Origin of the sequence: Salegentibacter sp. 24 (assembly GCF_004362395.1) — a bacterium.
Lineage (GTDB): Bacteria > Bacteroidota > Bacteroidia > Flavobacteriales > Flavobacteriaceae > Salegentibacter.
This window is the reverse complement of sequence record NZ_SNWE01000003.1, coordinates 21,615-45,379: the sequence shown is the minus strand read 5'-3', so window position 1 is coordinate 45,379 and position 23,765 is coordinate 21,615. Positions and strand designations below refer to the sequence as shown.

Sequence of the window (23,765 nt, the reverse complement as noted above, 5' to 3'; positions counted from 1 at the left end):
TATACCGTGGTAAGTGATGGGAATCAATAGGTATTTTGATGAGTTTTGTTTTAGAATCAATCGCTCTCACCCCAAAACTACAATTTTCCATAATCTCACATCAAGAATGCTGAAAAAGAAGAAATTATACCAAAAACAAATTGCAGTTTAATACTGACCTCTAATATTATTGAATATCAAAATAGTAACACTTATTTTTGAACTTCAATAATTAAAATATTAATACATGATTAATCTCGACGGCCTGGAAGGCTTTGATAATCTGGAAGACCTAAATAAAGAAATACAAAAAAGAGTGCTTTCACACAACCAGGGAAATCTGGATGATTTTGACGGACTTTCACCGGAACAAATGTTTTTACTAGAGCAAGACTTTCGGGAAGGAAAAGGACCTTTAGTATTAAATCAGCTTTCGGAAAAGGAACTTGTAAAATTTCCCTTGCTCGTACAAGTCCGTTTTCTCATGGATCAGATGAAAGGGGGGAAAACAATACGGCTGACCAAAACTGGGGCTTTGCCACCTAAATTGGTAAAGCAAATCTATGAACTTGGATGCTTAAAAAACGAATGGATTGAAAAGGGGATAAGTAAATTAAATAAAGAAAGTGACGCCGAAGAAATAAGTATTACCCGTATTTTACTGGAACTATCAAACTTAACCAAAAAAAGAAAGGGGAAACTGAGCTTAACCAAGAAAGGAGAAAAGTATGCTGGTGATGGGAATTATATTCTTACAGAAATCTTGGATATTTTACTTCATAAATTCAATTGGGCTTATTTTGACAGGTATGAATCTATGAACATAGGTCGTGTTAATCCTGCATTTACTCTCTTTTTACTAAGAAAATATGGAGATAAGAAAAGAACAGCGAATTTCTATTCTGAAAAATATTTCAAAGCTTTTCCACAGCTTTTAGAAGGAAAAGAATATTCTTACGCGTGTTACGAATTGCGTAGTTTCGAACGGTATTTTAAATTTATGGGTTTTGTTGAAGTAGAAAAGACCGGCATTTTAGATTCGGTAAAGCTTAAAAAAACCTCATTTTTCGACCGGATTTTTAGTTTACGGGTGGAATAATAAACAAACAAAGAATTATTATTGTAGTTGTTTGCATTATCAATTAGGGTATTCAAAACCACAATAAGGAATCATAAGATTCCCTTGAAGCGATGAAATCTATAACTCACATCTGAAACTCTCTTAAAAGCCGTAATTTTTTTCTTGATTTTATTAAATCTCTTGAAAATTTTAGTGGATTTAAAAATATTGGTAGAAATGCACTATAACAGTGCAAAAAAGTAAATATATCGCACTCACTTAGTGCAATATATTGCGGAATGGTATACATAAACCACTAAATGAGCAGGTTATCTCAATATTCTAACTGTTTAATTGCTCAGGGAGATGTACGTTTACACGTTATGTCTTTATCAAGATGTTGAAAGTGGTTCATACCGAATTTATGCGGTGGTTTCCTTCTTTTTTCAAACCGGAATGGCTTATCTTTTTCAGGCAATGAATGAAAAGGGTGAACCAGTCTCTTATATCCAATGCCTCACTCGTGGGGCCCTGCAATTCTTTAGAATATTTGAAAATTGTATTTTCAACATCAGCACTTAAATTGATATCATTAAAGAAATTCAGAATGTCCGGCAGCTCGTTGGGTTGGGGAACTTTCATATTAGTTGTTTGCTTATCCAATGCCCTGTAGGCCCGATCCGTTTGCTTATCCAATGCCCTGTAGGGCCGATCCGTTTGCTTTGCTAAGTTGTAATATCCGTCTGCAAGTTGTTCTAACCTGGTATCATAGTGTACATAATGCTGATCTTCTCTTTCAACCCGATGGATCATCCTTATTTTACTGCCCTGGTAAGGATTATTACATGGAAAATAGGTGAGATAGTTCCATCGGTCCAGGTCGGTTACACACCTGTGGTAAGTGGATTTGGATCCGATTTTGGCCATCTGCATCAATTCTCTGCGCTTAACGAAGAATTCGGCTGCGAAACCACTGGCGTGCCATACCTGGAAAAATGAAATATACAGGCTAATATGGGTAGGGTTTAACCGATCATCTTCACTGAATTCCTTAAATACTAAATTTAATTGTTGGATATAATTCATCACTTATTCTTTTAAATGATGTACCTGATTTTGGATCATGGCGCTATGGATATCCTCAGGATCATAATAAATGACACCTCCGATTTTGATAAAAGGTAGCGTACCGTTGTTTCGTAAATGTTGTAATGTTCCCGGGCTTATTTGTAACAGGTTTACTACTTCGGGTGATTTCAGGTACTTTTTAATTCTACCTGGGTCTTGTGCAACGAGAAGTTGTTTAATATCATCTAACAATTCTCTTTTGAATATTCGGAGTTCGACTTTGGTAACTGGTGTTGTTGACATAACTTTAGAAATTTTTATGGAAGGAGCCTTTCGACCCAGCCCTGGTTAAAATATGTTTTCTACAAATTTGCGTCGCTTTGAGGAATTTTTTTCCCTATTTTCTTCGTACTACGAAAAAATTTAACATTTAATATATTTTGTGTTAAATTGGTGAAATTTGAGGCTTAAATGGAAGAGCAGGGGCCAGAATTTTAGTGAAAATCTTCGAAAAAGTCATTTTTCGTAGTACGAACTACTACGAAAAGTAAATTTTCCACTCTAGTTAGGACAAAAAACATGAGTTTAAAGGGCGAGAAATTTAATTGGAATATGGGTTGGGCATCCGATTAGACCACCAGACCATAGATATTTCCTTAAAAAACTTCTATGAAGGTGAGTAAATCAGGCGTTCTTATTGGGAAGTAAAAAAACTAGCTAATGATTGAATAGATTTCTTATCGGCAAATTTTAGAATATAATTTTCCAATTTCACCGCTCTAAATTCCTGGGGGTTGTAGACTTGACTGCTTAATAAGTTGAATTCTTCATTACTATGGTAGGGATCTACTGCACAGAAAGTATTAACCACTGCTTCCCATACCAAAAAAAGTAAGAATTATGGGATATGGAAAATTACTTCTGACTTTAACCCTTGGAGTAGGGTGAAAGAGAAGAAAGGAAGCCTATGATTTATCCAAAAGTTTTTCTGTTATTCATCATCACTATCTTTTTCTTCTTCTCCACTTTCTCCTTCTTCATCCTTATTCATTTTTGCTTCCAGTAATGTAATAAGGTGATGCAGGTATTTTGTTCGTGGACCTTTACGATTTTTTATTTCTGAATAGGTTTTATAAATATTTTCAATCTGGATATTAAAAAAATCCTCAAAGGCCGAGGTAATCGTTTTAAGGTCAGCGGTTCCGTGGTTAAGATCTCCTGTGAGATAAAGAGCATAAATAAGTTCTGCCAGGGAGGTTTTTGCTCCTGACCATACTAAAAGTTTGGGTTGGCTTTGTTGAAAAATATTTTTGTTGTCCGGTTGTAACTTTTGTAGTTGATCCCGGATGTAGTGAATGAACTTATATAAGGCCTGAATCATGGCCCAGAGCATATCATGAGAGGTAGAGAAATCGGGGTACTGGTAGTAATTAATAGTGGGAGCAAAGGGGAAATTATTAAGATTGTTACGGGTAAAGTATTCCGGATCCAGGTAATTATGGGACTGCTCCATATAGCTGACGAATTCTTTATTTTGAGAAAAAAACTTGTTGATTTTCTTTACTTCCTTTTCAAGGAACCGGATTTTCTGTTGGGTACCCACCTTGGGTATGCTAAGCTCGCAGGTTCTTACCTCGGAGAAGTAGATGAGGTAGCTCATCGGAAGTGGTTTGATATTTCTAAAGAAGTTGATCTCTTCAGCCGCATCTTCAAAGTCTTCTTTTTCCACCCTATGTTGCAGTTCCGAAAGGGTACTATTACATAACCGGATCCCTAACTCCGATTTTGTAAGTGCTGAACTCTTGGAGTTAATGATCTGGTCTACCTGATCGATGAACATAGTTAATTCCTTCTCGAACATGAGATTAGTTATTAGGGAAAACAAATAATACCGTTGTTGGGCTATTTTCAATATGTATTTTTTAATGGTAGGATATTAAAAAACAAAATATACAGGGGCGCTAGTCTTTTCTTAACCATTCTAAAGCTTCTAGGCTAAAGTTGTCGTCTGCCTGAATATAGGCTACTTTAGGAGTTAAAGTGGCTCCTAGTTTCTTTTTTTCGAAATTGGCGCTAAGGCCGAAATTGATTTTTTCGTATTTTAAAATTCCCGCCGTTTTTATGGTCTGGTATAAAAGCTGGCGATAAATATTAAACTTCTCATTATATTCATAATCCATGCCTACAAGCGCGGGGATAAAAGTATTCCCGGATCCAGTACAGAACATCACGCCTACGATTTTATCCGATACGTTGTTACGATCTGCTTTAAGATATAATACCAGAAAGTCCCATTTCGGGCTCTTGGCCATTTCAGAAAAAAGTTTCCTTGGAAATTTAAAGGTGTTTATCCCTAAATTATGATTCCAAACCTGTACAAATAATGCGTAATATTTATCAATCTCTTCGGTCGTGGGAGTGGAGACTATCCTGGTTTTAAAATAATTTTCAAAAGCCTTAACATCTCTCCTGAAATGCTTTCTGGACCGTTTGCTAAGGGTGGCTATATAATCCTCTTCATTACTCCATTTAAGCTTTGTAATTTCACAAGAATCAGGCATATCTATTGCAATGAAACCTTGCTCATGGAAAAAGCTATTTAAACTGTTGTTTTTATTAAAATCCCGTAAAATAATAAGTTTAGCTTTTTCCTGCTGTTTTATTTTTTCGAGTTGATCTAAAAATAAACGCATCGCATTTTCTAACTGAGGATGGCCCAGATTAATGTATAAATGCTCCCCTTCGGAAAAAACCGATCCAAGGGACAACACGATATCTGTCATGTAATAAGTATCCTGCTTTCTTATTTCTTCAATAGCTTTGGAGGTAGTTTCATTAGAGAGCATATCATTCTTTAATAAAGCACTGCTCAAATGCGCAGCCATAACAATGGAATTCCTTTCATCCATTATTAGGATGTAATGGAAATTCCAGTTATGTTCTTTCAGCTTGTTATTGCTAAATACGTTTTCCAAAAAGTGAAGTGCCTCCCAATCGAATGTGCCTTTCCCTAGAAAACACTGGTCCCAGGATTTTTTATCTAATTCTTTAATAGATTTGGTATATTTTAGGCGAAGGTTTTTATTAACTTTTTCTGCATATTTCTCTTCAGGTAAACCGGATTCCTGCATTCCGAAAGCTAGATAAATCCTTGGTAGGTCTGTAAGTGTTTCCTCCAGTGCCGAAGGGAAATGATACTTCATCGCATCTATCAAGGCTTTTATATCCTGTAATTCATTATGCCGGGAAATGGTAATTCTTACCCCGGTATTTTTTACCGGAACGGCCGGGAACAAACCCAGATTAACAAAAAAACCAGCATTCATCATTTTGCTCACAAAATTATATCCGGTAAGAGGTAGACCTGTGCCTATATAAAAAACGGGGGAATTATTTCTATGCACCAGGGGCAGATCAGAGGCCTTTAGTAAGTCATTAAAGTATTTTATTTTATTTCCTAAATCTGATTGCAACTGGTAGATTTCAGGGGATAAATGGATATCAGCGGAAGCAATTGCTGCAGCTACCGAAGCTGGTTCCAGCTGTGCAGAGAAAGTTAATGGTCCACCGAAATTTTTAATTTTTTTGTGGAGCTTTTCATCAGGGCAAACCAAAACCGCACCGCTGGCTCCAAAGGTTTTACTCAAAGTTCCGAATAGAAGAATATTCTGGGGAAGTTCCTTAAGCTCTGACATTACATAACCCGATCCATTTTCTCCTTTCCAGCTCATCCCGTGTACATCATCAATGTAGAGTTGTAGCTGGGGATATTTTTTTGACAGTTCCATTAATTCTTTTAAAGGAGCATAGTCTCCATACATGGAATATACCCCATCAGCCATATACCATATTTTATCCACTTTATTTCTTAAGGATTTGATATAATGTTCCAACATCTCCATATTACTGTGCCTGATCATTCTAACCGGGATACCTCTTGATTTTAATACCTCAGTAGCACTTTGAACGCTCCAATGCACCTGATGATCTAATATTACCGCGTCTTTGTCCCGGACCGCGGTTGGAATTACCGCCAGGTGTCCAAGGGTACTGTTTTTTGTTATAAGGATCGGATGTTTATACATTTTGAAAAGTTTTTCTTCCAGTGGAGCATACAGGGGGTGGGAAATATATGTTTTAGATAGCGGAAACTGGGTTCCGTATTTATGGATGGCATTAATTGCTGCCATTTTTAACCTTTCATCCTGTTCAAGACCAAGATATCCGGTTGTTCCGAAATGATAGGAAGATTTGCCGTTAATAGTGATTCGTCTTCCGTTTAATTCACTTCCCTCGGCATGAAGATGAATTACGCCTGCACTGGTTGCATTAGTGATTACTTCATCGACCGTATCCAAAAAATTATTGTGTTTAACCTTTGCCATTGCCCCATATTTAAAAACTATAACCTGAAACTAATTAAAGTTTTTCACGCAAAAGCAATTTTTTATTAGCTAAATACTTCAAATGTTCTTCATAGTCAAATATTGACCCTTAAAGGCAATTTGATTGGAAGAAAATTACTTAAAATGGTCTTGAGAGTAAAATATTTAGTTCAGAGAGTCAAATATATTTACTTAACTTACAGTGGTTTAACGGGGACTAAAAATGATTATCAAGAAAACAAATAATGAATATGCTGAAACGTATATAGAACAAGATATTTTGTATTTTGATTATTTCAAAATAGATATTCTTACCTTATCTATTGCAAAAAAACTCCTCAGACTCAGGTTATCTATTCAAAACGATAAGGCTTATCCTGTTTTATGTGACCTGAGATTAGTTGTCCAGGCGGATATATCAGCTATGGATTATCTGGCAAAACAGGGATCAGAATTGACTACTGCCGTAGCTTTACTCGTAAATTACCCGCACTCCTTATTTACTGCGGGATTTTATCTTCACTTGAGCGAACCAACCGTACCCACAGCAATTTTTGAGGATCCCCTTAAAGCTAAAGCATATCTGAGAAAATATCCAAAAAGTAATTGATATGAATACAAGAAAAGATAGACAATTGGATCAAATAGCGAATCTGATAACCGAACTGGCATGCGGTGATTATGATAAGCGAATTAATACAACAAATTTTAAGGATAAAAATTTACTTATAGCAGCACTTTTGAATATGCTTGCTGGACATTTAAAAAATATTTTTAAGAATTTGTCAGCCTATAGTGCACCAATAAATTTTGAGCTTCTATTTTTTTTATTTGACGAGGATTTAAATGTTACCAATTGGAATAGTATTTCGGGGAATTATATAAAATCAGAGAGCCTCAATAATTTAAATAGCTTTCTAACTAGATCTTCCGTTAATAAAATAAAAAAGCTTTTCAATTCTGATAAATCAGAAATCAGCCTCGATCTTAAGTATAAATTTAAGGATGAACTAATAGTTTCTCTTGATTCAAGAATAAGCTGTTTGTCACGAGAGAATAAGATCTATATAATGTCTGCAATACGAAATATTCCGATAAAGGAATTGCATATATCCAGAAATAAAAAGCTTAATAGGAGAGTCGCAAACAAATTCGATATTTGGAAAAATAAGAAAATAATTGACAGGGTATATCATTATCTGATGAACAACCTCGATAAACCATTTCCATCTATTGAGTTTTTAGCAAAAAAAGTTAATGCTAATCCCAGTCTTTTAAAACGCGGTTTTCCATTATTATATGGATCTACTATGGCACAGTTTCATCTGGAAAAGCGAATGGAAAAGGCCAAAGATTTATTGAAGGCCTCTGATACAACCCAGATAATAATTGCAGAGCGATGTGGGTTTATCAGTGATGCGCATTTTTCGCGAACATTCAAGAAATTTTATGGAATTACTCCTTCCAAGTGTCGATAATACTTCCTCATAGTCAAATACCCAACTTCATAGTAAAAGACTTTTCCCGAACTTTACCTTAAAGAATAAAACAAGGTAGCATGTATTACGGGGATTTAAATATTTCAGCCAGAAAGGACAAAAGAAGGAGCATATACCTTTCCATTATGCTGTTCTATTTTATCTGGCTTCTGGTTTTCTCAGGAATCACAAAACTGGCGGATCAGTCCTTTGTAAACTTTTGGTTAAACACACCTTTTTTGTTTGAGAAAAGAATGGCCGAAGTATTTGCTATAGTAATTCCGATCGTTGAATTGCTCACTGCACTATTAATTGGGCTAAGGAGGACCCGTCGTATAGGACTATATTTTGCGGTTTTAATTTTTATGATTTATGCCACTTATAGTATATGGAGTTTGATCAATGCTAATGGAATGCCATGCAGCTGTAACGGCTTCATTGCTCAATTCTCCTGGAAGCAATACTTATATTTTAATATAGGGAATCTCGTACTGGCACGCTCCAGTATCTATATTCTAAAAAAAGAAAAAAGATTTTATCGCGATAATGACAGGAATGTGAGCTGAACACCTGTAAAAGAAAGTAGGCAAATTACAAATTCATAAAATTATGTATTATGAAAAGTAAAAATTTTTTATTACCGATGATGGCATTTATTTGTGCCATAGGAATGGCTTTCGCCACTATAAACCAGTCCAGTGATCCTGAATTGGATTATATAGTGACCGAAAGCGGGGTGGAAATTGTTGAAGAGCTTAATTGCGAAATAGGCAATACCCCATGCGAAGCACGTATCACTCCGGGAGGGACACCTTACCCGGTATATGATGATCCTGCTCTTATGACTAGGAAAATAGGTGTTGGAAAAGTGAAAAATGCATTTTAAAATTTAAAAAAATGCATATTGAGAACAAGCCGAGAAATCCGGCTTGTTCTTTTTTATAAGTCTTCTTTTTTCTCTTTGATTACGAATTCAAATAAGTTTTCGTCTTGAAAATATTTTTTTGCAGTTTCCTGAATATCGGATGGTGTAAGTTCTTTTATGAACTGGTGAATTTCTAAATTTTCAACCCAGGGTAAATTAAACCGGTAATGATTATAGAGTTTTTTCTGCACCCACCTGTGGGTATTGCCCCCGGTTTCTGGATTATATATATTTAGCATTCTTTCAAGGCTTTGCTCTAAAATGCTTTTAGGTATCTTTTCAGTTTTCAAGTGAATCATTATTTTTTTAAATTCCTTTCTGAGATTTTCAATTTCAGCGGGTTCGGTATTAAAATAGGTATGGATTTCATATCGATTTTTAACCATATTGTATTTAGCACCTGCTCCCGGGGAGTAAAGTGGATATCCCTTGTCAAAACGTAAACCCCACATTTTGGTATTTGTGACAGCGCCCAGGGCTTTAACTTTAATTCTTTCTCTCCAGTCCAAAGAATCCGTGGTTTTTTTAATAATATATGACATATATAGATTATTCTTCTTAGTATAATTTCCAGGAAATGCAAACTCTTTATAAACAGGACCTTTAGGGGCTAAATCATAATTCTCTTCTGAAACGTCCTGATTAAATTCTGCATCTGATACTGGTAGCGTACCTAAATATTTATTAACTAAAGGGATAATGGAGTCTATGGAGAAATTTCCATTGATTATAAAGGTAAAACGTTCGGAATTATTAAAAATTTGATTATAGATTTTTTCAGCTCTATCTAGTTTAGTTTTTTCAATGCCTTCAAATCGTCTTGTGCCGTAAGTTACACCAGAATGATCCTCAAAATAATCTTTAATAAATATCTTCAAATCCTGGCTTTTAATATCAAATAACGTATTGGATTTCATTTTGATAGCATTCGCTTTCCAGTCCGTAAAAGCCATTTTAGAAGCATTTGCTTTTTGCATATGAAGACGAATCACTTGTAACATGATTTCCAGATCTCTCAGACTACTGTGCATTTCTATGCCGGATTCAAGGTTATTTATATATAAATCAAGAAGATGCCAATTAAGGCTTGTTGGTGAAAGAAAGCGCTGCAGTTCAAACTTATTTAGTTCACCGACGCCACTATTAAGTATAATTTCTGCTGAGTTAACGGCAGAAAAATAATCTGTTTTTGGAAAATTCATCGCACCAATTGGTGTAAATCCATGAATAAAAATATCATTTTCATTAACGCCTTCGGGTTGATGAGAATATAACATTATTTTAATTCCATTTTCTAGAATTAACTCCTTTGCACCGGACACTCCAAATCCTAAATCGATATATTCGGATGGTTGCAATTTTTTTATTTCCTTCTCACTCATTAACCTTTCAGGGATTTTCGGCAGAGTATAGGGTTTGGTTTTGTCCGAAAAGGAACCTTTGAGAACATCTCTAGTTAGATTTTCTGTTATATTGAGATCCTTAAACTTAGCAGGAATCAGGACCCCGATACTTTCAGGTCTGTCAAACGATATTTTTCGGATAAAGGAATTAAAATCAGGCCTGTTGTAATTTGAAAGCCAGGTTTTTAGTAATTTTAGCTTATCGGCGGGCAATGCTTCGCCCGAAATAAGATGAGCTCTGATTGGGGATGACCAATATCGAGTATTTTCCGGATGATCTATCCGAATATTATCGAGTTGTCTCTCTATCGCCTGGTCAAATTCAGTTTTACCAACCCCATATTTATAAAGTTGTTTTAACACAGCAGCGGTTTCCGCGAGTGCTTTTTTATATTTATTTCCTTCACTTTTTATAATTATTCGGAGTGATAGAGGCACTAGGGAATTTTTATAAGTATAATTTGACCTTGCGGTATAGAAAGAATTATAAGTATAGGACTTTTCTTTTAATCTTTGATTGAGGATATCAGTTAGGAGATTCCATTTCAATATTTGGTAAGCCCCATCCATAGTTGGGAGTTTGGAAAAAGTTTCCCTGTCTTTATAGAAGAGTTGAAATTCAATTTCTGAATCCAAGGAATCTTCAGTTAATACTTTAGCGAATCTATATTCTTGATTAAAATACAGGGAATCGTAATCAGTAACCAACCTAGGTTTTTTCTTAACTGGAATATCTGAAAAACGCTCCTGTATAGCTCTTTCTAGGCTATCCGTATTTCTAATATTCCCAACTATGCTTATCGCCATTAGGTCCGGACGGTACCAGTCTTTATAGTATCGTCTTAAGGCTTTGTAATTCATATTTTCAATATCCTTTAGCAAATTGGTTCGAACCTTAACTCCTGGGATTAACTTGGAAATAAGTTTATTTTGCTGAAGTCTTTTCTCGAAATTATCTCCGCCTCCGGTTATATATTCCTGTGTAAAAGCACCCTTTTCCTGATCTATTTCCTTATCAGTAAGTTTTAATTTTCCTTTTGCAATATCCTCAAACCAAAGTAATGCAAGATCAAGCGCGGGCTTATTATTTACCGGTGATTTGAATAAATATATAGTTGATTTAGGAGTAGTTTGGGCGTTTACATCGAATATATTTAACCCTAAACTGGTGCTTTCTTTGATTATTTGATCGAGACCGTGGGGAAAGTTTTGACTCGATTTGAATGCCATATGTTCTAGAAAATGACTCAGTTCTACCTGGTCCTGATCTTCATGATTTGTCCCGGCATTTACTATTAAAGAGAGGTGAAGCTTGGGATCTTTGTCATAAGTAGGTTTAATATAATACTTAAAACCATTATCGAGTTCCCCATACTGAATACTTGGGTCTAATGGAAGTATATCCGATTCAGCTAAGTTTTGACCATTCGTTAAATTAAAATGTAATAATAAAATTAAAGAAATAAATGTTTGAATGTTTCGAGTTTTCATAACCTAATAACCTGGGGTTTGATTTAAATTTGGATTTTTGATTCTTACTTCTGCTGGAATAGGAAAAAGTTTGTCTGTATTTTTAGAGCCTTAAGAATTTGTACTAAGTACTGATATTGCCCGACCTTTTCTTTTTAGATCCATCCAGGGATTTCCTATTTCGTAAAAAGTTCTTTTCTTTTGGATTAGCGGGTCTAATAATTCCTCAGGTTCAATACTTGTGTTAATCTCTTCAGCAGCTGGCACTCCGGGAGGGACACCTTACCCGGTATATGATGATCCTGCTCTAATGAACAGGAAAACAGGTGCTGGAATAGTGTTAAATGCATTTTAAAATTTAAAAAAATGCATATTGAGAACAAGCCGAGAAATCCGGCTTGTTCTTTTTTTTATAAGTCTTCTTTTTTCTCTTTGATTACGAATTCAAATAAGTTTTCGTCTTGAAAATATTTTTTTGCAGTTTCCTGAATATCGGATGGTGTAAGTTCTTTTATGAACTGGTGAATTTCTGAATTTTCAACCCATGGTAAATTAAACCGATAATGATTATAGAGCTTTTTCTGCACCCACCTGTGGGTATTGCCCCCGGTTTCTGGATTATATATATTTAGCATTCTTTCAAGGCTTTGCTCTAAAATGCTTTTAGGTACCTTTTCAGTTTTCAAGTGAATCATTATTTTTTTAAATTCCTCTCTGAGATTTTCAATTTCAGCGGGTTCGGTATTAAAATAGGTCTGGATTTCATATCGATTTTTAACCATATTGTAATTAGCACCTGCTCCTGGGGCATAAAGAGGATAGCCCTTGTCAAAACGTAAACCCCACATTTTGGTATTTGTGACAGCGCCCAGAGCTTTAACTTTAATTTTTTCTCTCCAATCTGAAGGATCCTTGGTTTTTTTAATAATATATGACATATATAGATTATTCTTCTTAGTATAATTTCCAGGAAATGCAAATTCCTTATAAACAGGACCTTTAGGGGCTAAATCATATTGCTTTTCTGAAACGTCCTGATTAAATTCTGCATCTGATACTGGTAGCGTACCTAAATATTTATTAACTAAAGGGATTATGGAATCTATGGAGAAATTTCCATTGATTACAAAGGTAAAACGCTCGGGATTATTAAAAATCCGATTATAAATTTTTTCAGCTTTTTCCAGCTTCGTTTTTTCAATGCCTTTAAATCGTCTTGTGCCGTAAGTTACCTCGGAATAATCTTCAAAATAATCATTAATAAGCATTTTTAAATCCTGGCTTTTAATATCAAATAACGTATTGGATTTCATTTTGATAGCATTCGCTTTCCAGTCTTTGAAAGCCATTTCTGAAACATTTGCTTTTTGCATATGAAGACGAATCACTTGTAACATGATTTCCAGATCCCTCGAACTACTGTGCATTTGTATTCCGGATTCAAGATTATTTATATACAAATCAATAAGATGCCAATTAAGACTTGTAGAGGAGAGAAAGCGTTGCAGTTCAAACTTATTTAGTTCACCGACGCCACTATTAAGTATAATTTCTGCTGAGTTAACGGCAGAAAAATAATCTCCTTTTGGAAAATTAATCGCACCAATTGGTGTAAATCCATGAATAAAAATATCATTTTTATTAACACCTTCGGGTTCATGAGAATAAAGCATTACTTTAATTCCATTTTCAAGAATTAGTTCCTTAGCTCCGGACTCTCCAAATCCTAAATCGATATTTTCGGATGGTTGCAATTTTTTTATTTCCTTCTCACTCATTAACCTTTCAGGGGTTTTCGGCGGAGTATAGGGTTTGGTTTTGTCCGTAAAGGAACCTTTGAGAACATCTCTAGTTAGATTTTCTGTTATATTGAGATCCTTAAACTTAGCAGGAATCAGGACCCCGATACTTTCAGGTCTGTCAAACGATATTTTTCGGATAAAGGAATTAAAATCAAGCCTGTTGTAATTTGAAAGCCAGTTTTTTAGTAATTTAAGCTTATCGGCGGGCAATGCCTCGCCAGAAATAAAATGAGCTTTTATTGGGTATGACCAATATCGAGAATTTTCCGAATAATCTACCCGAATATCATCAAGTTGCTTCTCTACCGCTTGGTTAAATTCAGCTTTACCAACTCCATATTTATAAAGTTGTTTTAACACAGCCGCGGTTTCCGCGAGTGCATCTTTATATTTGTTACCTTCACTAGTTATAAGTATTTGCAGGGATATAGGAATATTGGAAAGTTTATAAGTATAATTGGACCTTGCGGTATAGAAAGAATTATAAGTATAGGACTTTTCTTTTAATCTTTGATTGAGGATATTTGTTAGGAGATTCCATTTCAATATTTGGTAAGCCCCATCCATAGTCTGGAGTTTGGAAAAAGTTTCCCTGTCTTTATAGAAGAGTTGAAATTCAATTTCAGAATCCAATGTGTCTTGGGTCAATACTTTCGCGAATTTATTGTCTTGATGATAATACAGGGAATCGTAATCAGTAACCAACCTAGGTTTTTTCTTAACTGGAATATCTGAAAAACGCTCCTGTATAGCTCTTTCTAGGCTATCCGTATTTCTAATATTCCCAACTATGCTTATCGCCATTAGGTCCGGACGGTACCAGTCTTTATAGTATCGTCTTAAGGCTTTGTAATTCATATTTTCAATATCCTTTAGCAAATTGGTTTGGTCCTTATTTCCTGGGATTAAATTGGATTTAACTTTATTTTGCTGAATTATTTTCTTGAAATTATCACCGCCCCTTGTTATATATTCCTGCGTAAATGGACCCTTTTCCTGATCTATTTCCTGTTCCGTAAGTTTTAATTTTCCTTTTGCAATATCCTCAAACCAGAGTAATGCGAGATCAAGGGCAGGCATATTATTTACCGGTGACTTGAATATGTATGTGGTTGATTTAGGACCTGGATGGGCGTTAACATCGAACATATTTAACCCTAAACCGGTACTTTCTTTAAGTTTTTGATGGATTCCCCCGGGAATATTTTTACTAGATTTAAATGCCATATGTTCGAGAAAATGACTCAGCTCTACCTGGTCCTGATCTTCATGATTTGTCCCGGCATTTACTATTAAAGAGAGGTGAAGCTTGGGATCTTTGTCATAAGTTGGCTTAATATAATACTTAAAGCCATTATCGAGTTCCCCATACCGAATACTAGGGTCTAATGGAAGTATATCCGATTCAGCTAAGTTTTGACCATTCGTTAAATTTATTTGTAATAATAAAATTAAAGAAATAATCGATTGAATGTTTCGTGTTCTCATAACCTAATAACCTGGGTTTTGATTTAAATTTGGATTTTTCATTCTTTCTTCTGCTGGAATAGGGTAAAGTATGTCTGTATTTTCAAAGCCTGAAGACTTTGTACTAAGAACTGATAATGCCCGACCGGTCCGTTTTAGATCCATCCAACGATGTCCCCACTCAGTAAATAGCTCCTTTCTTCTTGCTTCCATCAATAGATCTAATAATTCCTCAGATTCAATATTTGGATTTACCTCTTCAATATCTGATAGCCCTGCTCTTTGTCTAATTTTATCTAAATCTTTCAGAGCCATCGATAGATCCCCTTGCATAGCTCTTGCTTCTGCCCTGATTAAATACTGTTCTGCTAGTCGAAGTACCATAGAATATTCCGTTATATTATATAGACTGTTTCGATCTTTATATTTGAAAGCATATGAATAACCTGTAGGTTCGTGCTGGCCAATCCAGTTTTCAACTCGTTTATCACCGTTTTCAAAGGACTCGACAAGATCTGTGGTAAGAGCCACTTTTGTTAGAGAAGGAAAGTTTGGGTTAAATATAAATACGGACCCTTCGGTGGTAAAGGAAAGAATCCCACCACTGCCTCCAATGGGTGAAATTTGCCAGATGGCCTCCTTGCTGTTGGCAAGAAAAACCTGGTTCAAATCCTCCAGGATTTCATATTGATTACTTTGTGCGATTACCTCACTACTTAGTCTCTCAGCCTCAGGCCAGTTTTCCAGGTAAAGATTAACTCTGGCAAGCAAGGCCAAGGAAGCAAACTTATTCACCCTGGTCCTGTCCTCGTTCCTATATTTAACACTTAGCAGTTCTGAGGCTTCATAGAGATCTACTAAAATCTGATCGTAAATTTCTTCTTTACTTACTCTGCTGACCAAGGCATTTTCACGGTAATCAGTGGTTAACACAAGGGGTACCTCCCCGTAAAGATTAATCAGATTAAAATAAGTAAAGGCCCTGACAAATTTTGCTTCCCCTTTTAGGTTATTGCCAAGCTCTTCACCTATATTTCCGGATGTTTCAATCCCTTCTATTAGTGAGTTAGTCATATAAATGACATTATAGGCACTGGACCACAAGGAATGGTTTCTTGTATTAGCTGGTTGAACATCATTTTGATAGAATTCTAATAATTCCAAATTAGTTGGTCTGATAGCCATTAATTCGTCAGATGAAAGACCCGCTAGTATATGCACACTAGTTTCTCTGACACCACCGAACGATGATGCTCGGAATAATTGGTTGTAGATTCCATCCATTGCACTAATGGCAGTTTCATCACTGTTGAATACAGTCTCACTCACTATTTTATGATTTGGTGTTTCCACCTCTAAAAAATCTTCACATGACCATTGCAATAGAATGGACAGGATCAGGCATAATTTTAGAAATATATTTTTTCGCATGATTTTTATTTTAAAAATTTACTTGAATTCCTCCGGTAACCGTTCTTAATGCAGAAAAAGAGGTCCCTATTCCAGGCATTTCAGGATCAATACCTTCATATGGTGTCAGGGTTAAAAGGTTTAGTCCATTAATGAAAAATTTCCCAGAAGACAAACCAATATTTTCCACTAAAGAGCTAGGAAGAGAATAGCTAATATTCATTGTTTTTAACCTTAGAAAGGAAGCGTTCACAACCGGGAAATTAGAACTTAACACATTATTGTATGCTTGTGAAGCTGCAAATGAAGTCGATATTTGTTGAAAATCGCTATCGTCTTGCAAAGATTGAAATACATCTCTGCGTTGATTTTGGATAAGACCGCCATTAAAAAGTCCTAATATGCCTTCTTGCTCAACAAACTGCCACAAAAACTGCAATGAAAAATTTTTATATTTAAAACTATTGCTAATCCCTCCAAATAATTTACGCCCGCGATCCCAGGGAATTATCCTGTCATCATAATCAAAACTTCCGTCACCATTAATATCCGCAACCTGGTAATAACCAGTTTCAGGATCGATACCTTCGTATCTGTATTGTAACGCAATATTTAAGGGTTCACCCACCCTATAAGTATTTGCATATGATGATTCTTCTATTCCCGGATAACTAACGAGTTTGTTTTCAGGTAGCGTAAGGTTAAAAGAAGATTGCCATTGGAAATTTTTAGTTTTTATATTAAGACTAGAAAATTCTATTTCAAATCCTGTATTTTCTACCGTTGCAGGCAAATTAGCCTGAACTGAACTAAATCCTGTGGTCGCAGGGAGCGTATACCCTACAAGTTGATTGGAAGAACGATTTCGGTACCAGCTGATTCCTAAATTTATTTTATCTTCATTAAAACCAAGCTGGACCGCTGCTTCCAGTTTCCTGTTAATTTCCCATGAATAATCCGGGTTTGAAAGCTGGTTTGGGTACAATCCACCAGGTCCAATAGTAGCTATATAAGCATCGAAATATCCATAATCTCCAATTTGATCATTACCTGTAGTTCCGTAGCTACCTCTGAACTTTCCAAACGAAATAAACGGGAGTGCATTTTTTATAAATTTTTCTTCAGTAAAAATCCAGGCTGCACCAATTGCTCCAAAATTTGCTAAACGTTTTCCTGGGCCAAAACGGGATGAACCATCTCTTCTGCCAGTAAAATTGAGATAGTATTTATCATCCCATTGAAAACCTAAACGACCAAAAATAGCATTGTATCTATAATCCGTACTTAAATTGTCACCTGAAATAATTCTCTCTGCCGCGCTTAAATTTCCTATTAGGGATTCGGAGACATAGCCTTCACCCTGTAGGCTTAAATTAGCATTTTCACTTCGCTGAAATGTCCCCCCGATTATAGCGTTTAAAGCTAATTTCCCTAACTCGGCATTATAGGTTAGCTGAGGCTCAATTATCCAGGATTTTCTTTGAGTTATTAAATGGGTGGATCTGTGATTTGAGCTTCCAGAGCTTGATGGATTAAATGATCTTTTAGGTCTTCTAATCAGCTCATCGCCCTGGTAGGTGGTGTATCCAAAACTTGACTTTAATTCTAAGCCATTTAGTACTTCATAAGAAAGAAGCAAATTTGAATTCAGAGTACGACCCTCAATATCGCCTGTATTAAAAAAACCGGTTAAAGGGTTATTGATACCAGCTTCACTCCAGGAGTCCCAATTTAGACTGCCATCATCATTGAATACAGGGGGTGCATTTGGGGGTAAAGTAAAAGCAGGACCGGTTAATTTCAAATAACCTGCAAGTTTGTTTTGATCTGCACCATAATTTACCGATAGGTCGAGATGAAATTTTCTATTTTCAGTTGTGTGACTTAAATGTGCTCCTGCTGTAACTTTCTCGTAGTCATAATCCCCTAAATAAACTGTTCCTTGGTTGTAAAATGATCCACTCAATCTGAAAGTAGTGCGTTCATTCCCTCCCGAAGCGTGTAAATTAATATCGGTAACAGGAGCAGATCCACCAAAAAACATTTCTTGCCAATCGGTATAGCGGTCCTGATCCCAAATAGTCAGATCGTATGCATTTGTTTCTGTAGGTTCAATGCCATCATTTTCTAAAGCCGCACGTCTAATTTGAAGATATTCCTGGGTATTTAATAAGTCCACGCGATTGGGAACTTCCGAAACACCGGAATAAACGCGTGCCTGAAATTCAGTTTTTCCAATTTTTCCCTGCTTTGTTGTTATTAATACTACTCCATTAGCTCCTCTTGAACCATAGATTGCGGTTGCATCTGCATCCTTTAAAATCTCAATACTTTCAATATTAGAAACATTGATGTTGTTCAAAGGATCAATTCCACTAATATCTAAATTGCTGTTACTTTGAATGGGGGCGGAATTCACCGGGACCCCATCTATAATATAAAGTGGAAGGTTCCCTTCTTGTCTTAAACTATTAATTCCTCTTACACGAATGGTCGTAGCTCCACCAGGTAAATTACCTCCGGGAATAATCTGGACTCCAGCCATTCTACCTGCAAGAGCTTCAATAGGGCTCACCACCGGTTGAAATTCTATTTCCTCTGCGGTTACTCTGGAAATATTTCCTGTTCGTGCTCTTTCGGTAGTATTATAATATCCGGCATTGATTTTGACTTCACCCAAGCTAGAAATATCTTCTTCTAATTGAATGCTAATTTCTTCATTGTTATCAATCGGAATTTCTGCAGTTTTATATCCTATGTAAGTAAAGATTAAAATACCATTCTCAGGTGCAGTGATGTTGAATTCACCATCTAAATTAGTAACAGTACCTAGATTTGTATTTTTAACCTTTACGGTCACGCCAGGAATAGGAATACCATTTTGATCTTTTACTATTCCCGAAACTTCTTGCTGTTGCAGAAGAGGGAAGCTAGTGGGTGCTGCTGTCGCAGACTTTGACAGGAAGAATAATATTCCTCCAATAATAATTAGCGCCACCCATTTTAGGCGCGAGTAATTATTTTTCATAATTTTGTGTGGTATTTGAATGAAACTTTGTTTTATTTAAGCTTAGGCCTTCCCCGCTGAGACCAATCTTAGGGGAAGGCTTTATGGCTTAACGCCTTTAATCAGGCTAATTCACTTTTCTTTTCATAAACAATTTTTTTAAAATGACGACCCTATTCGTCAACACCTATTAACCAAATCTATTTACCCAGATGAACACTTATGTTCCTTTATAGGAATAAAGCGAACTCCCACCCAAAGCTGTTTTTAAATAATAGGGCGAAAAACAGCGAACCCACGGGATTATTCACCTGCTCCCGTTTGCAGGTTTAAGTTTAGACAATTTTTATTGCTCTTTATCTCGTCCTATTTAGGATGAGTGATGGTATTATATTTTTACGAGATTTTTAGATTTTTTCCCGTCCCGCAACGGTTTTGGTTAGAATTTTATTAAGCAGCCTTGTCAATACTCATTGGATAATTGAGTGCTACTGCGAGACTTTTTAATAAATTGTAGAAGTTTACTTTGAAAATTACGAAGAGATATCACCTGTTTTATACGGACAAAAAGGGCGTGACTCAACTTATTGTATCAGAGGTACTGGTATACCTTGCACACAGATAAGTCGGATGACACGCCCGGGGTCGTGAGCATCCTTGCCTATCCTCTCGTGTGCTAAAAATTACCAGTTTTCTGATACGAGATTCAAAGCGAATGCTTCTAATATTTTATATTAAGAAGAATCGCAAACTTACATTTTTGAAATGTAATGATTAAACAAATATAACTAAATTTTTATACAATACAAATTTGTATCGAATAAATCGAGTCTTTTTTTGAAATTTTACTATATGAAGGTTTATAGTAGAGAGGAGTTAGATTTATTAGCAATCCAAGTTGGTTGTATATTGAGGCTTAATAGATTAAGATTAAATCTTTCTCAAGAGGACCTTGCTCAACAATTAGGAATTAACTCTACAAAAATAGGAAGAATAGAAAGGGCGGAGCATATATGTGCCTGGAATCAGTTACTGCAGTTATGGCAGAAATTAGGGATTGATAATAGCAAACTATTTTTGCTGAAAGAAAAAAGTCAATTGCTTTCTATTATTAGCCAATCATATAAATTAGAAAAAAGACTGAATCAAGACAAAAAGGATTATTATTCTTTTTTAACGAAAATCGTTGAAACTAAATATAAAGATCTTTGAATATTTTAAAATTCGTTTCAATAGCGATCATCGTAATCCTGAATAAATTATTATCTTTTAATGGCTATGTAAATTACCTTTTATTCTTTGACTATATAATTACCACTCATTTATTTTCTGGATTAAGAAATTTCTGAGATTAATCCCCTTGCTCAATAGCATTGGGACGAAGTGCTTCTGAATCTCTACTCTCTGAAATATACCAATCTAATTGGTATTTTACTCCATCCTTTAAAGAAGTAACTGGTTTGTAGTCTAAAAGTAGAGCTGCTTTATTTGTAATCGCACGAGTATGTAATTGATCCCCTGGTCGGGCAGGTAGGTCTATTAACTCAATTTTTTTTCCTGTAATATTTTCAACTAAACTAATTCCTTCCCTGGTAGAAAATTCTTCCTCACATCCCAAATTGATAATTTCCCCATTCACTTTTGAAAAGTTTTTTAATGCCTGGTAGATACCTTGTGTGATATCATCTATATAAGTGAAGCTTCTAATGTGCTTTTCACTTCCATGGTATAGGGTAAAAGGAAGATGATTAATGGAACAGTGAATTAACTTTGAAAATAATTTATCAGGTCTCTCACGTGGTCCATAAACTGAATATAATCTTAAGGAGGAAGCATTAAAAGAATTATTTCGCGCTTTGCTTAAAACTAATTGTTCAGCCGCTAATTTACTGATACCATACCAGGAAATAGGCTGGGGGACTTGTTCTTCTGAATAGGTGGCATTGAGACCATATACAGAGGAGGTGCTGATATAGAAAAAATGCTTTAAAACTTTGTTTTTCTGGGCAAAATCAGTTAATAATTTTGTAGCATCCAGGTTATTTGAAAAGTAATCGTCGTAAGAACTGTTTATGTCATTTCCCGGGTGAGCGGCTAAATGGAAAATAAATTGAAAATTTAAGGGAAGGTTTTGATAAAGCTTAGGGTCTCTTAAATCACCATTTATAACCTGAACATCTTTTTGGTTTAATAAATTGGTATTGGCCTTCTTTAGGGATGGACTATAATAACTTGAATAATTATCGATTCCCCATACTTCATATCCAAATAGGCTTAATTTTTCTGCCAAATGTGAACCGATAAAACCGGCAGCACCGGTAATTAAAACCTTCATTTAAAAATTGTTTGAAATATTGGGCAATTTAAAAAGTCTTAATGACCTACCCTAAAAAGCCTTAGTAAAAAGAATATATTTGTAAATTTTATAATTAACTGTCCTATTTCAAATTTATGGATTACGAATTCACCATCATAGTGCCGATTTATAATGAATTGGATAACCTGGATCGACTTTCTTCAACACTTTTAGATTACATTAAAAAAGCTTCAAAAAAAACAAAGGTTCTATTTATAAATGATGGTTCAACAGATGGCAGTCAGCAAGCTCTGGAGGATATTTGTGAGAAACAGGAATTTTTTGGTTATCTAAGTTTTAAGAAAAACAGAGGTTTGAGTACTGCCCTAAAAGCCGGATTTGACCAGGTCGACACAGTTTTAACCGGATATATTGATGCTGATTTACAAACCGATCCTGAGGATTTTGAACACTTACTTGCAGTGAGTTCGGAACATGAGTTGGTAACTGGATTTCGCAGTAATAGGCAGGATAGTTTAATTAAAAAATTCTCTAGTAATATTGCCAATACTATAAGACAGATTTTTACCAAAGATGGTATGGATGATACCTGTTGCCCCTTGAAAGTGATACATACTCAAACTGCACAAAGGATTCCTATGTTTAATGGTTTACATCGCTTTTTACCTGCAATGGTGTTATTACAGGGGGGAAGAATAAAGCAAATTCCAGTAAGGCATTATCCCCGAATTGCGGGGGTTGCCAAATATCATTTTTTTAATAGGCTAATTGGTCCTTTTACAGATTGCCTGGTCTTTTTATGGATGAAGATGAATTATATTCATTATGAGGTTGCAAAGAAGAGTACTTAAGAAAACAGACATATTTCTCTACCTATAGGTGAATCCCTGTATGGTGGTATTTAAAAAAATAAATGTTGTTACCTTTGCTGATTTTTATGTTCCAATTACATTTTTGAATGTTCCATACCCTTGTAATTTACAACAGAGGTTATTTTCTTATTTGGAAACCTATGGACAAAGCCATTGATGGAGTATAAAATAAATTGTCTTAAGAAAAATTATATTACAAATTTATGATTTCCAGAAACTGTAGAACGGTTTTAATCTTGTGTTTTTTTATTTGCTTTTTAAGTGTTAATTCAATCTATTCCCAGGAATTTAATACGGGTTTACTAAGCCATAATTTATCAACCGACCATTATATCCGGCTCAGCTATGATAATGATTACTTCGGAGGGGATGATGATGATTATACTCAGGGTTTCAACATAGAAGTAGTTCACAGCGTTTTTAAAGATAATCCTTTAAATAAATTACTGTTTTCTTTAAAGGAATCCCAAGATAAATATGGAGTTGCCTTAGAACACGCTACGTTTACTTCCAATACCATTAGTAGACCTGAAATACAATACGGACAAAGGCCATTTTCAGCTACATTCTTCCTAAAAGCTTTTAGGATAAGCGATCAGTTAGATAAGAAGGTGCGTCTGAATTCTTCACTTTGGTTAGGGTTTATCGGACCCTGGGCTTTAGGAAAGGATGGACAGGTATGGGTTCATGAACTTACCGATAATTGGGATCCCAAAGGGTGGCGAAACCAAATTGAAAATGATATAATTATTAACTACAGCGCTACACTAGAAAAGTCTTTATTTAATATTTCCCATTACTTTGATTTATATGGAGAATCCAAGTAGGGTCAGGCTGTCATTCTCCTGATCAAGACTGATTTCTGGATCTGCGTTCCACCTTTCCTGGTTTATCGTCGCTGAAATGAATTCCTCTTTCCCCAGGTCGTCATCATTACTACAGGAAAAAATCCCAAAAATTAGCAACAGGAGCCCATAGCTCATTAAATTTATTTTTTTCATAATTCATAGTTAGGTTCATATAATAGATGCCGTATTATATAAAAGGTTGCGTTGAATTATTTTTAAAAACTTATATTTTTGAAAAGAAGGGTGTTTTTAATTCTTGATATACGTAGTAATA

At 35.3% G+C, this 23,765-nt stretch carries 18 protein-coding genes and 1 pseudogene; 9 read left to right on the top strand and 10 right to left on the bottom strand.

Annotated features, from left to right (window positions below):
• Nucleotides 1-22 precede the first annotated feature (22 nt).
• Together DET49_RS02820 and DET49_RS02815 are read left to right on the top strand one after the other, a co-directional pair.
• Nucleotides 23-151 (top strand): annotated as a pseudogene (locus DET49_RS02820) (IS1595 family transposase); the annotation flags it as partial.
• Between the two features lie 75 nt (nucleotides 152-226).
• On the top strand, nucleotides 227-1,078 hold the full coding sequence (locus DET49_RS02815; protein WP_133546642.1) for a hypothetical protein: 852 nt from the start codon (nucleotides 227-229) through the stop codon (nucleotides 1,076-1,078).
• Nucleotides 1,079-1,450: 372 nt separating this feature from the next.
• On the opposite strand, the gene DET49_RS02810 is transcribed toward DET49_RS02815, so the two are convergent.
• The 4 genes from DET49_RS02810 to DET49_RS02795 all read right to left on the bottom strand — a co-directional run bounded on the left by DET49_RS02810 (nucleotide 1,451) and on the right by DET49_RS02795 (nucleotide 6,492).
• Nucleotides 1,451-2,125 (bottom strand): hypothetical protein, encoded by a 675-nt coding sequence (locus tag DET49_RS02810; RefSeq protein ID WP_133546641.1) that lies wholly within the window; start codon nucleotides 2,123-2,125, stop codon nucleotides 1,451-1,453.
• A 3-nt stretch (nucleotides 2,126-2,128) separates the two neighbouring features.
• Complete coding sequence (locus DET49_RS02805; protein ID WP_133546640.1) at nucleotides 2,129-2,410, bottom strand: helix-turn-helix domain-containing protein; 282 nt, start codon at nucleotides 2,408-2,410, stop codon at nucleotides 2,129-2,131.
• 688 nt (nucleotides 2,411-3,098) lie between these two features.
• The gene (locus tag DET49_RS02800) at nucleotides 3,099-3,968 is read right to left on the bottom strand and encodes an RteC domain-containing protein (RefSeq protein WP_133546639.1); all 870 of its coding nucleotides are present in this window, start codon (nucleotides 3,966-3,968) and stop codon (nucleotides 3,099-3,101) included.
• Nucleotides 3,969-4,068: 100 nt separating this feature from the next.
• Nucleotides 4,069-6,492 carry a bifunctional aminotransferase class I/II-fold pyridoxal phosphate-dependent enzyme/GNAT family N-acetyltransferase gene (locus DET49_RS02795; protein ID WP_133546638.1) on the bottom strand — a complete coding sequence of 808 codons (2,424 nt, stop codon included), beginning with the start codon at nucleotides 6,490-6,492 and terminating at the stop codon, nucleotides 4,069-4,071.
• Between the two features lie 223 nt (nucleotides 6,493-6,715).
• Between DET49_RS02795 and DET49_RS02790 the strand changes: the two genes are divergently transcribed.
• The 4 genes from DET49_RS02790 (at nucleotide 6,716) to DET49_RS02775 (ending at nucleotide 8,856) form a co-directional block, all read left to right on the top strand.
• Nucleotides 6,716-7,102 carry a hypothetical protein gene (locus DET49_RS02790; RefSeq protein ID WP_133546637.1) on the top strand — a complete coding sequence of 129 codons (387 nt, stop codon included), beginning with the start codon at nucleotides 6,716-6,718 and terminating at the stop codon, nucleotides 7,100-7,102.
• A 1-nt stretch (nucleotide 7,103) separates the two neighbouring features.
• On the top strand, nucleotides 7,104-7,970 hold the full coding sequence (locus DET49_RS02785) for a helix-turn-helix domain-containing protein (protein ID WP_133546636.1): 867 nt from the start codon (nucleotides 7,104-7,106) through the stop codon (nucleotides 7,968-7,970).
• Between the two features lie 80 nt (nucleotides 7,971-8,050).
• On the top strand, nucleotides 8,051-8,536 hold the full coding sequence (locus DET49_RS02780) for a MauE/DoxX family redox-associated membrane protein (protein ID WP_133546635.1): 486 nt from the start codon (nucleotides 8,051-8,053) through the stop codon (nucleotides 8,534-8,536).
• 50 nt (nucleotides 8,537-8,586) lie between these two features.
• Nucleotides 8,587-8,856, top strand: a complete 270-nt coding sequence (locus tag DET49_RS02775) for a DUF6520 family protein (RefSeq protein WP_133546634.1) — start codon at nucleotides 8,587-8,589, stop codon at nucleotides 8,854-8,856.
• Between the two features lie 53 nt (nucleotides 8,857-8,909).
• Here the strand turns inward: DET49_RS02775 and DET49_RS02770 are convergent, their stop codons facing one another.
• The 4 genes from DET49_RS02770 to DET49_RS02755 all read right to left on the bottom strand — a co-directional run bounded on the left by DET49_RS02770 (nucleotide 8,910) and on the right by DET49_RS02755 (nucleotide 19,475).
• A complete protein-coding gene (locus DET49_RS02770) occupies nucleotides 8,910-11,789 on the bottom strand; it encodes a M16 family metallopeptidase (protein WP_133546633.1) in 2,880 nt (959 codons plus the stop codon).
• A 389-nt stretch (nucleotides 11,790-12,178) separates the two neighbouring features.
• Complete coding sequence (locus tag DET49_RS02765; protein ID WP_133546632.1) at nucleotides 12,179-15,058, bottom strand: M16 family metallopeptidase; 2,880 nt, start codon at nucleotides 15,056-15,058, stop codon at nucleotides 12,179-12,181.
• A 3-nt stretch (nucleotides 15,059-15,061) separates the two neighbouring features.
• Nucleotides 15,062-16,468, bottom strand: coding sequence for a RagB/SusD family nutrient uptake outer membrane protein (locus DET49_RS02760; RefSeq protein WP_133546631.1), 1,407 nt, complete (start codon nucleotides 16,466-16,468; stop codon nucleotides 15,062-15,064).
• A gap of 10 nt (nucleotides 16,469-16,478) precedes the next feature.
• Nucleotides 16,479-19,475, bottom strand: coding sequence for a SusC/RagA family TonB-linked outer membrane protein (locus tag DET49_RS02755; RefSeq protein ID WP_133546630.1), 2,997 nt, complete (start codon nucleotides 19,473-19,475; stop codon nucleotides 16,479-16,481).
• An 831-nt stretch (nucleotides 19,476-20,306) separates the two neighbouring features.
• On the opposite strand from DET49_RS02755, the gene DET49_RS02750 reads away from it, so the two are divergent.
• Nucleotides 20,307-20,666, top strand: coding sequence for a helix-turn-helix domain-containing protein (locus tag DET49_RS02750; protein WP_133546629.1), 360 nt, complete (start codon nucleotides 20,307-20,309; stop codon nucleotides 20,664-20,666).
• 139 nt (nucleotides 20,667-20,805) lie between these two features.
• Here the strand turns inward: DET49_RS02750 and DET49_RS02745 are convergent, their stop codons facing one another.
• Nucleotides 20,806-21,789, bottom strand: coding sequence for an NAD-dependent epimerase/dehydratase family protein (locus DET49_RS02745; RefSeq protein WP_133546628.1), 984 nt, complete (start codon nucleotides 21,787-21,789; stop codon nucleotides 20,806-20,808).
• Between the two features lie 116 nt (nucleotides 21,790-21,905).
• Between DET49_RS02745 and DET49_RS02740 the strand changes: the two genes are divergently transcribed.
• A complete protein-coding gene (locus DET49_RS02740; protein WP_133546627.1) occupies nucleotides 21,906-22,622 on the top strand; it encodes a glycosyltransferase family 2 protein in 717 nt (238 codons plus the stop codon).
• A 224-nt stretch (nucleotides 22,623-22,846) separates the two neighbouring features.
• Nucleotides 22,847-23,470: a lipid A-modifier LpxR family protein gene (locus tag DET49_RS02735; RefSeq protein WP_133546626.1), complete on the top strand. Its 624-nt coding sequence runs from the start codon at nucleotides 22,847-22,849 to the stop codon at nucleotides 23,468-23,470.
• Here the strand turns inward: DET49_RS02735 and DET49_RS02730 are convergent.
• Nucleotides 23,450-23,644 (bottom strand): hypothetical protein, encoded by a 195-nt coding sequence (locus tag DET49_RS02730; protein WP_133546625.1) that lies wholly within the window; start codon nucleotides 23,642-23,644, stop codon nucleotides 23,450-23,452. The two genes, DET49_RS02735 and DET49_RS02730, sit on opposite strands and share 21 nt — an antisense overlap.
• Between the last annotated feature and the right edge of the window lie 121 nt (nucleotides 23,645-23,765).

What these genes read in the sequence shown, in the direction of transcription:
- DET49_RS02815 (WP_133546642.1), top strand. Translation starts at nt 227, where the DNA reads ATGATTAATCTCGACGGCCTGGAAGGCTTTGATAATCTGGAAGACCTA.
- DET49_RS02810 (WP_133546641.1), bottom strand. Translation starts at nt 2,125, where the DNA reads ATGAATTATATCCAACAATTAAATTTAGTATTTAAGGAATTCAGTGAA.
- DET49_RS02805 (WP_133546640.1), bottom strand. Translation starts at nt 2,410, where the DNA reads ATGTCAACAACACCAGTTACCAAAGTCGAACTCCGAATATTCAAAAGA.
- DET49_RS02800 (WP_133546639.1), bottom strand. Translation starts at nt 3,968, where the DNA reads ATGTTCGAGAAGGAATTAACTATGTTCATCGATCAGGTAGACCAGATC.
- DET49_RS02795 (WP_133546638.1), bottom strand. Translation starts at nt 6,492, where the DNA reads ATGGCAAAGGTTAAACACAATAATTTTTTGGATACGGTCGATGAAGTA.
- DET49_RS02790 (WP_133546637.1), top strand. Translation starts at nt 6,716, where the DNA reads ATGATTATCAAGAAAACAAATAATGAATATGCTGAAACGTATATAGAA.
- DET49_RS02785 (WP_133546636.1), top strand. Translation starts at nt 7,104, where the DNA reads ATGAATACAAGAAAAGATAGACAATTGGATCAAATAGCGAATCTGATA.
- DET49_RS02780 (WP_133546635.1), top strand. Translation starts at nt 8,051, where the DNA reads ATGTATTACGGGGATTTAAATATTTCAGCCAGAAAGGACAAAAGAAGG.
- DET49_RS02775 (WP_133546634.1), top strand. Translation starts at nt 8,587, where the DNA reads ATGAAAAGTAAAAATTTTTTATTACCGATGATGGCATTTATTTGTGCC.
- DET49_RS02770 (WP_133546633.1), bottom strand. Translation starts at nt 11,789, where the DNA reads ATGAAAACTCGAAACATTCAAACATTTATTTCTTTAATTTTATTATTA.
- DET49_RS02765 (WP_133546632.1), bottom strand. Translation starts at nt 15,058, where the DNA reads ATGAGAACACGAAACATTCAATCGATTATTTCTTTAATTTTATTATTA.
- DET49_RS02760 (WP_133546631.1), bottom strand. Translation starts at nt 16,468, where the DNA reads ATGCGAAAAAATATATTTCTAAAATTATGCCTGATCCTGTCCATTCTA.
- DET49_RS02755 (WP_133546630.1), bottom strand. Translation starts at nt 19,475, where the DNA reads ATGAAAAATAATTACTCGCGCCTAAAATGGGTGGCGCTAATTATTATT.
- DET49_RS02750 (WP_133546629.1), top strand. Translation starts at nt 20,307, where the DNA reads ATGAAGGTTTATAGTAGAGAGGAGTTAGATTTATTAGCAATCCAAGTT.
- DET49_RS02745 (WP_133546628.1), bottom strand. Translation starts at nt 21,789, where the DNA reads ATGAAGGTTTTAATTACCGGTGCTGCCGGTTTTATCGGTTCACATTTG.
- DET49_RS02740 (WP_133546627.1), top strand. Translation starts at nt 21,906, where the DNA reads ATGGATTACGAATTCACCATCATAGTGCCGATTTATAATGAATTGGAT.
- DET49_RS02735 (WP_133546626.1), top strand. Translation starts at nt 22,847, where the DNA reads ATGATTTCCAGAAACTGTAGAACGGTTTTAATCTTGTGTTTTTTTATT.
- DET49_RS02730 (WP_133546625.1), bottom strand. Translation starts at nt 23,644, where the DNA reads ATGAAAAAAATAAATTTAATGAGCTATGGGCTCCTGTTGCTAATTTTT.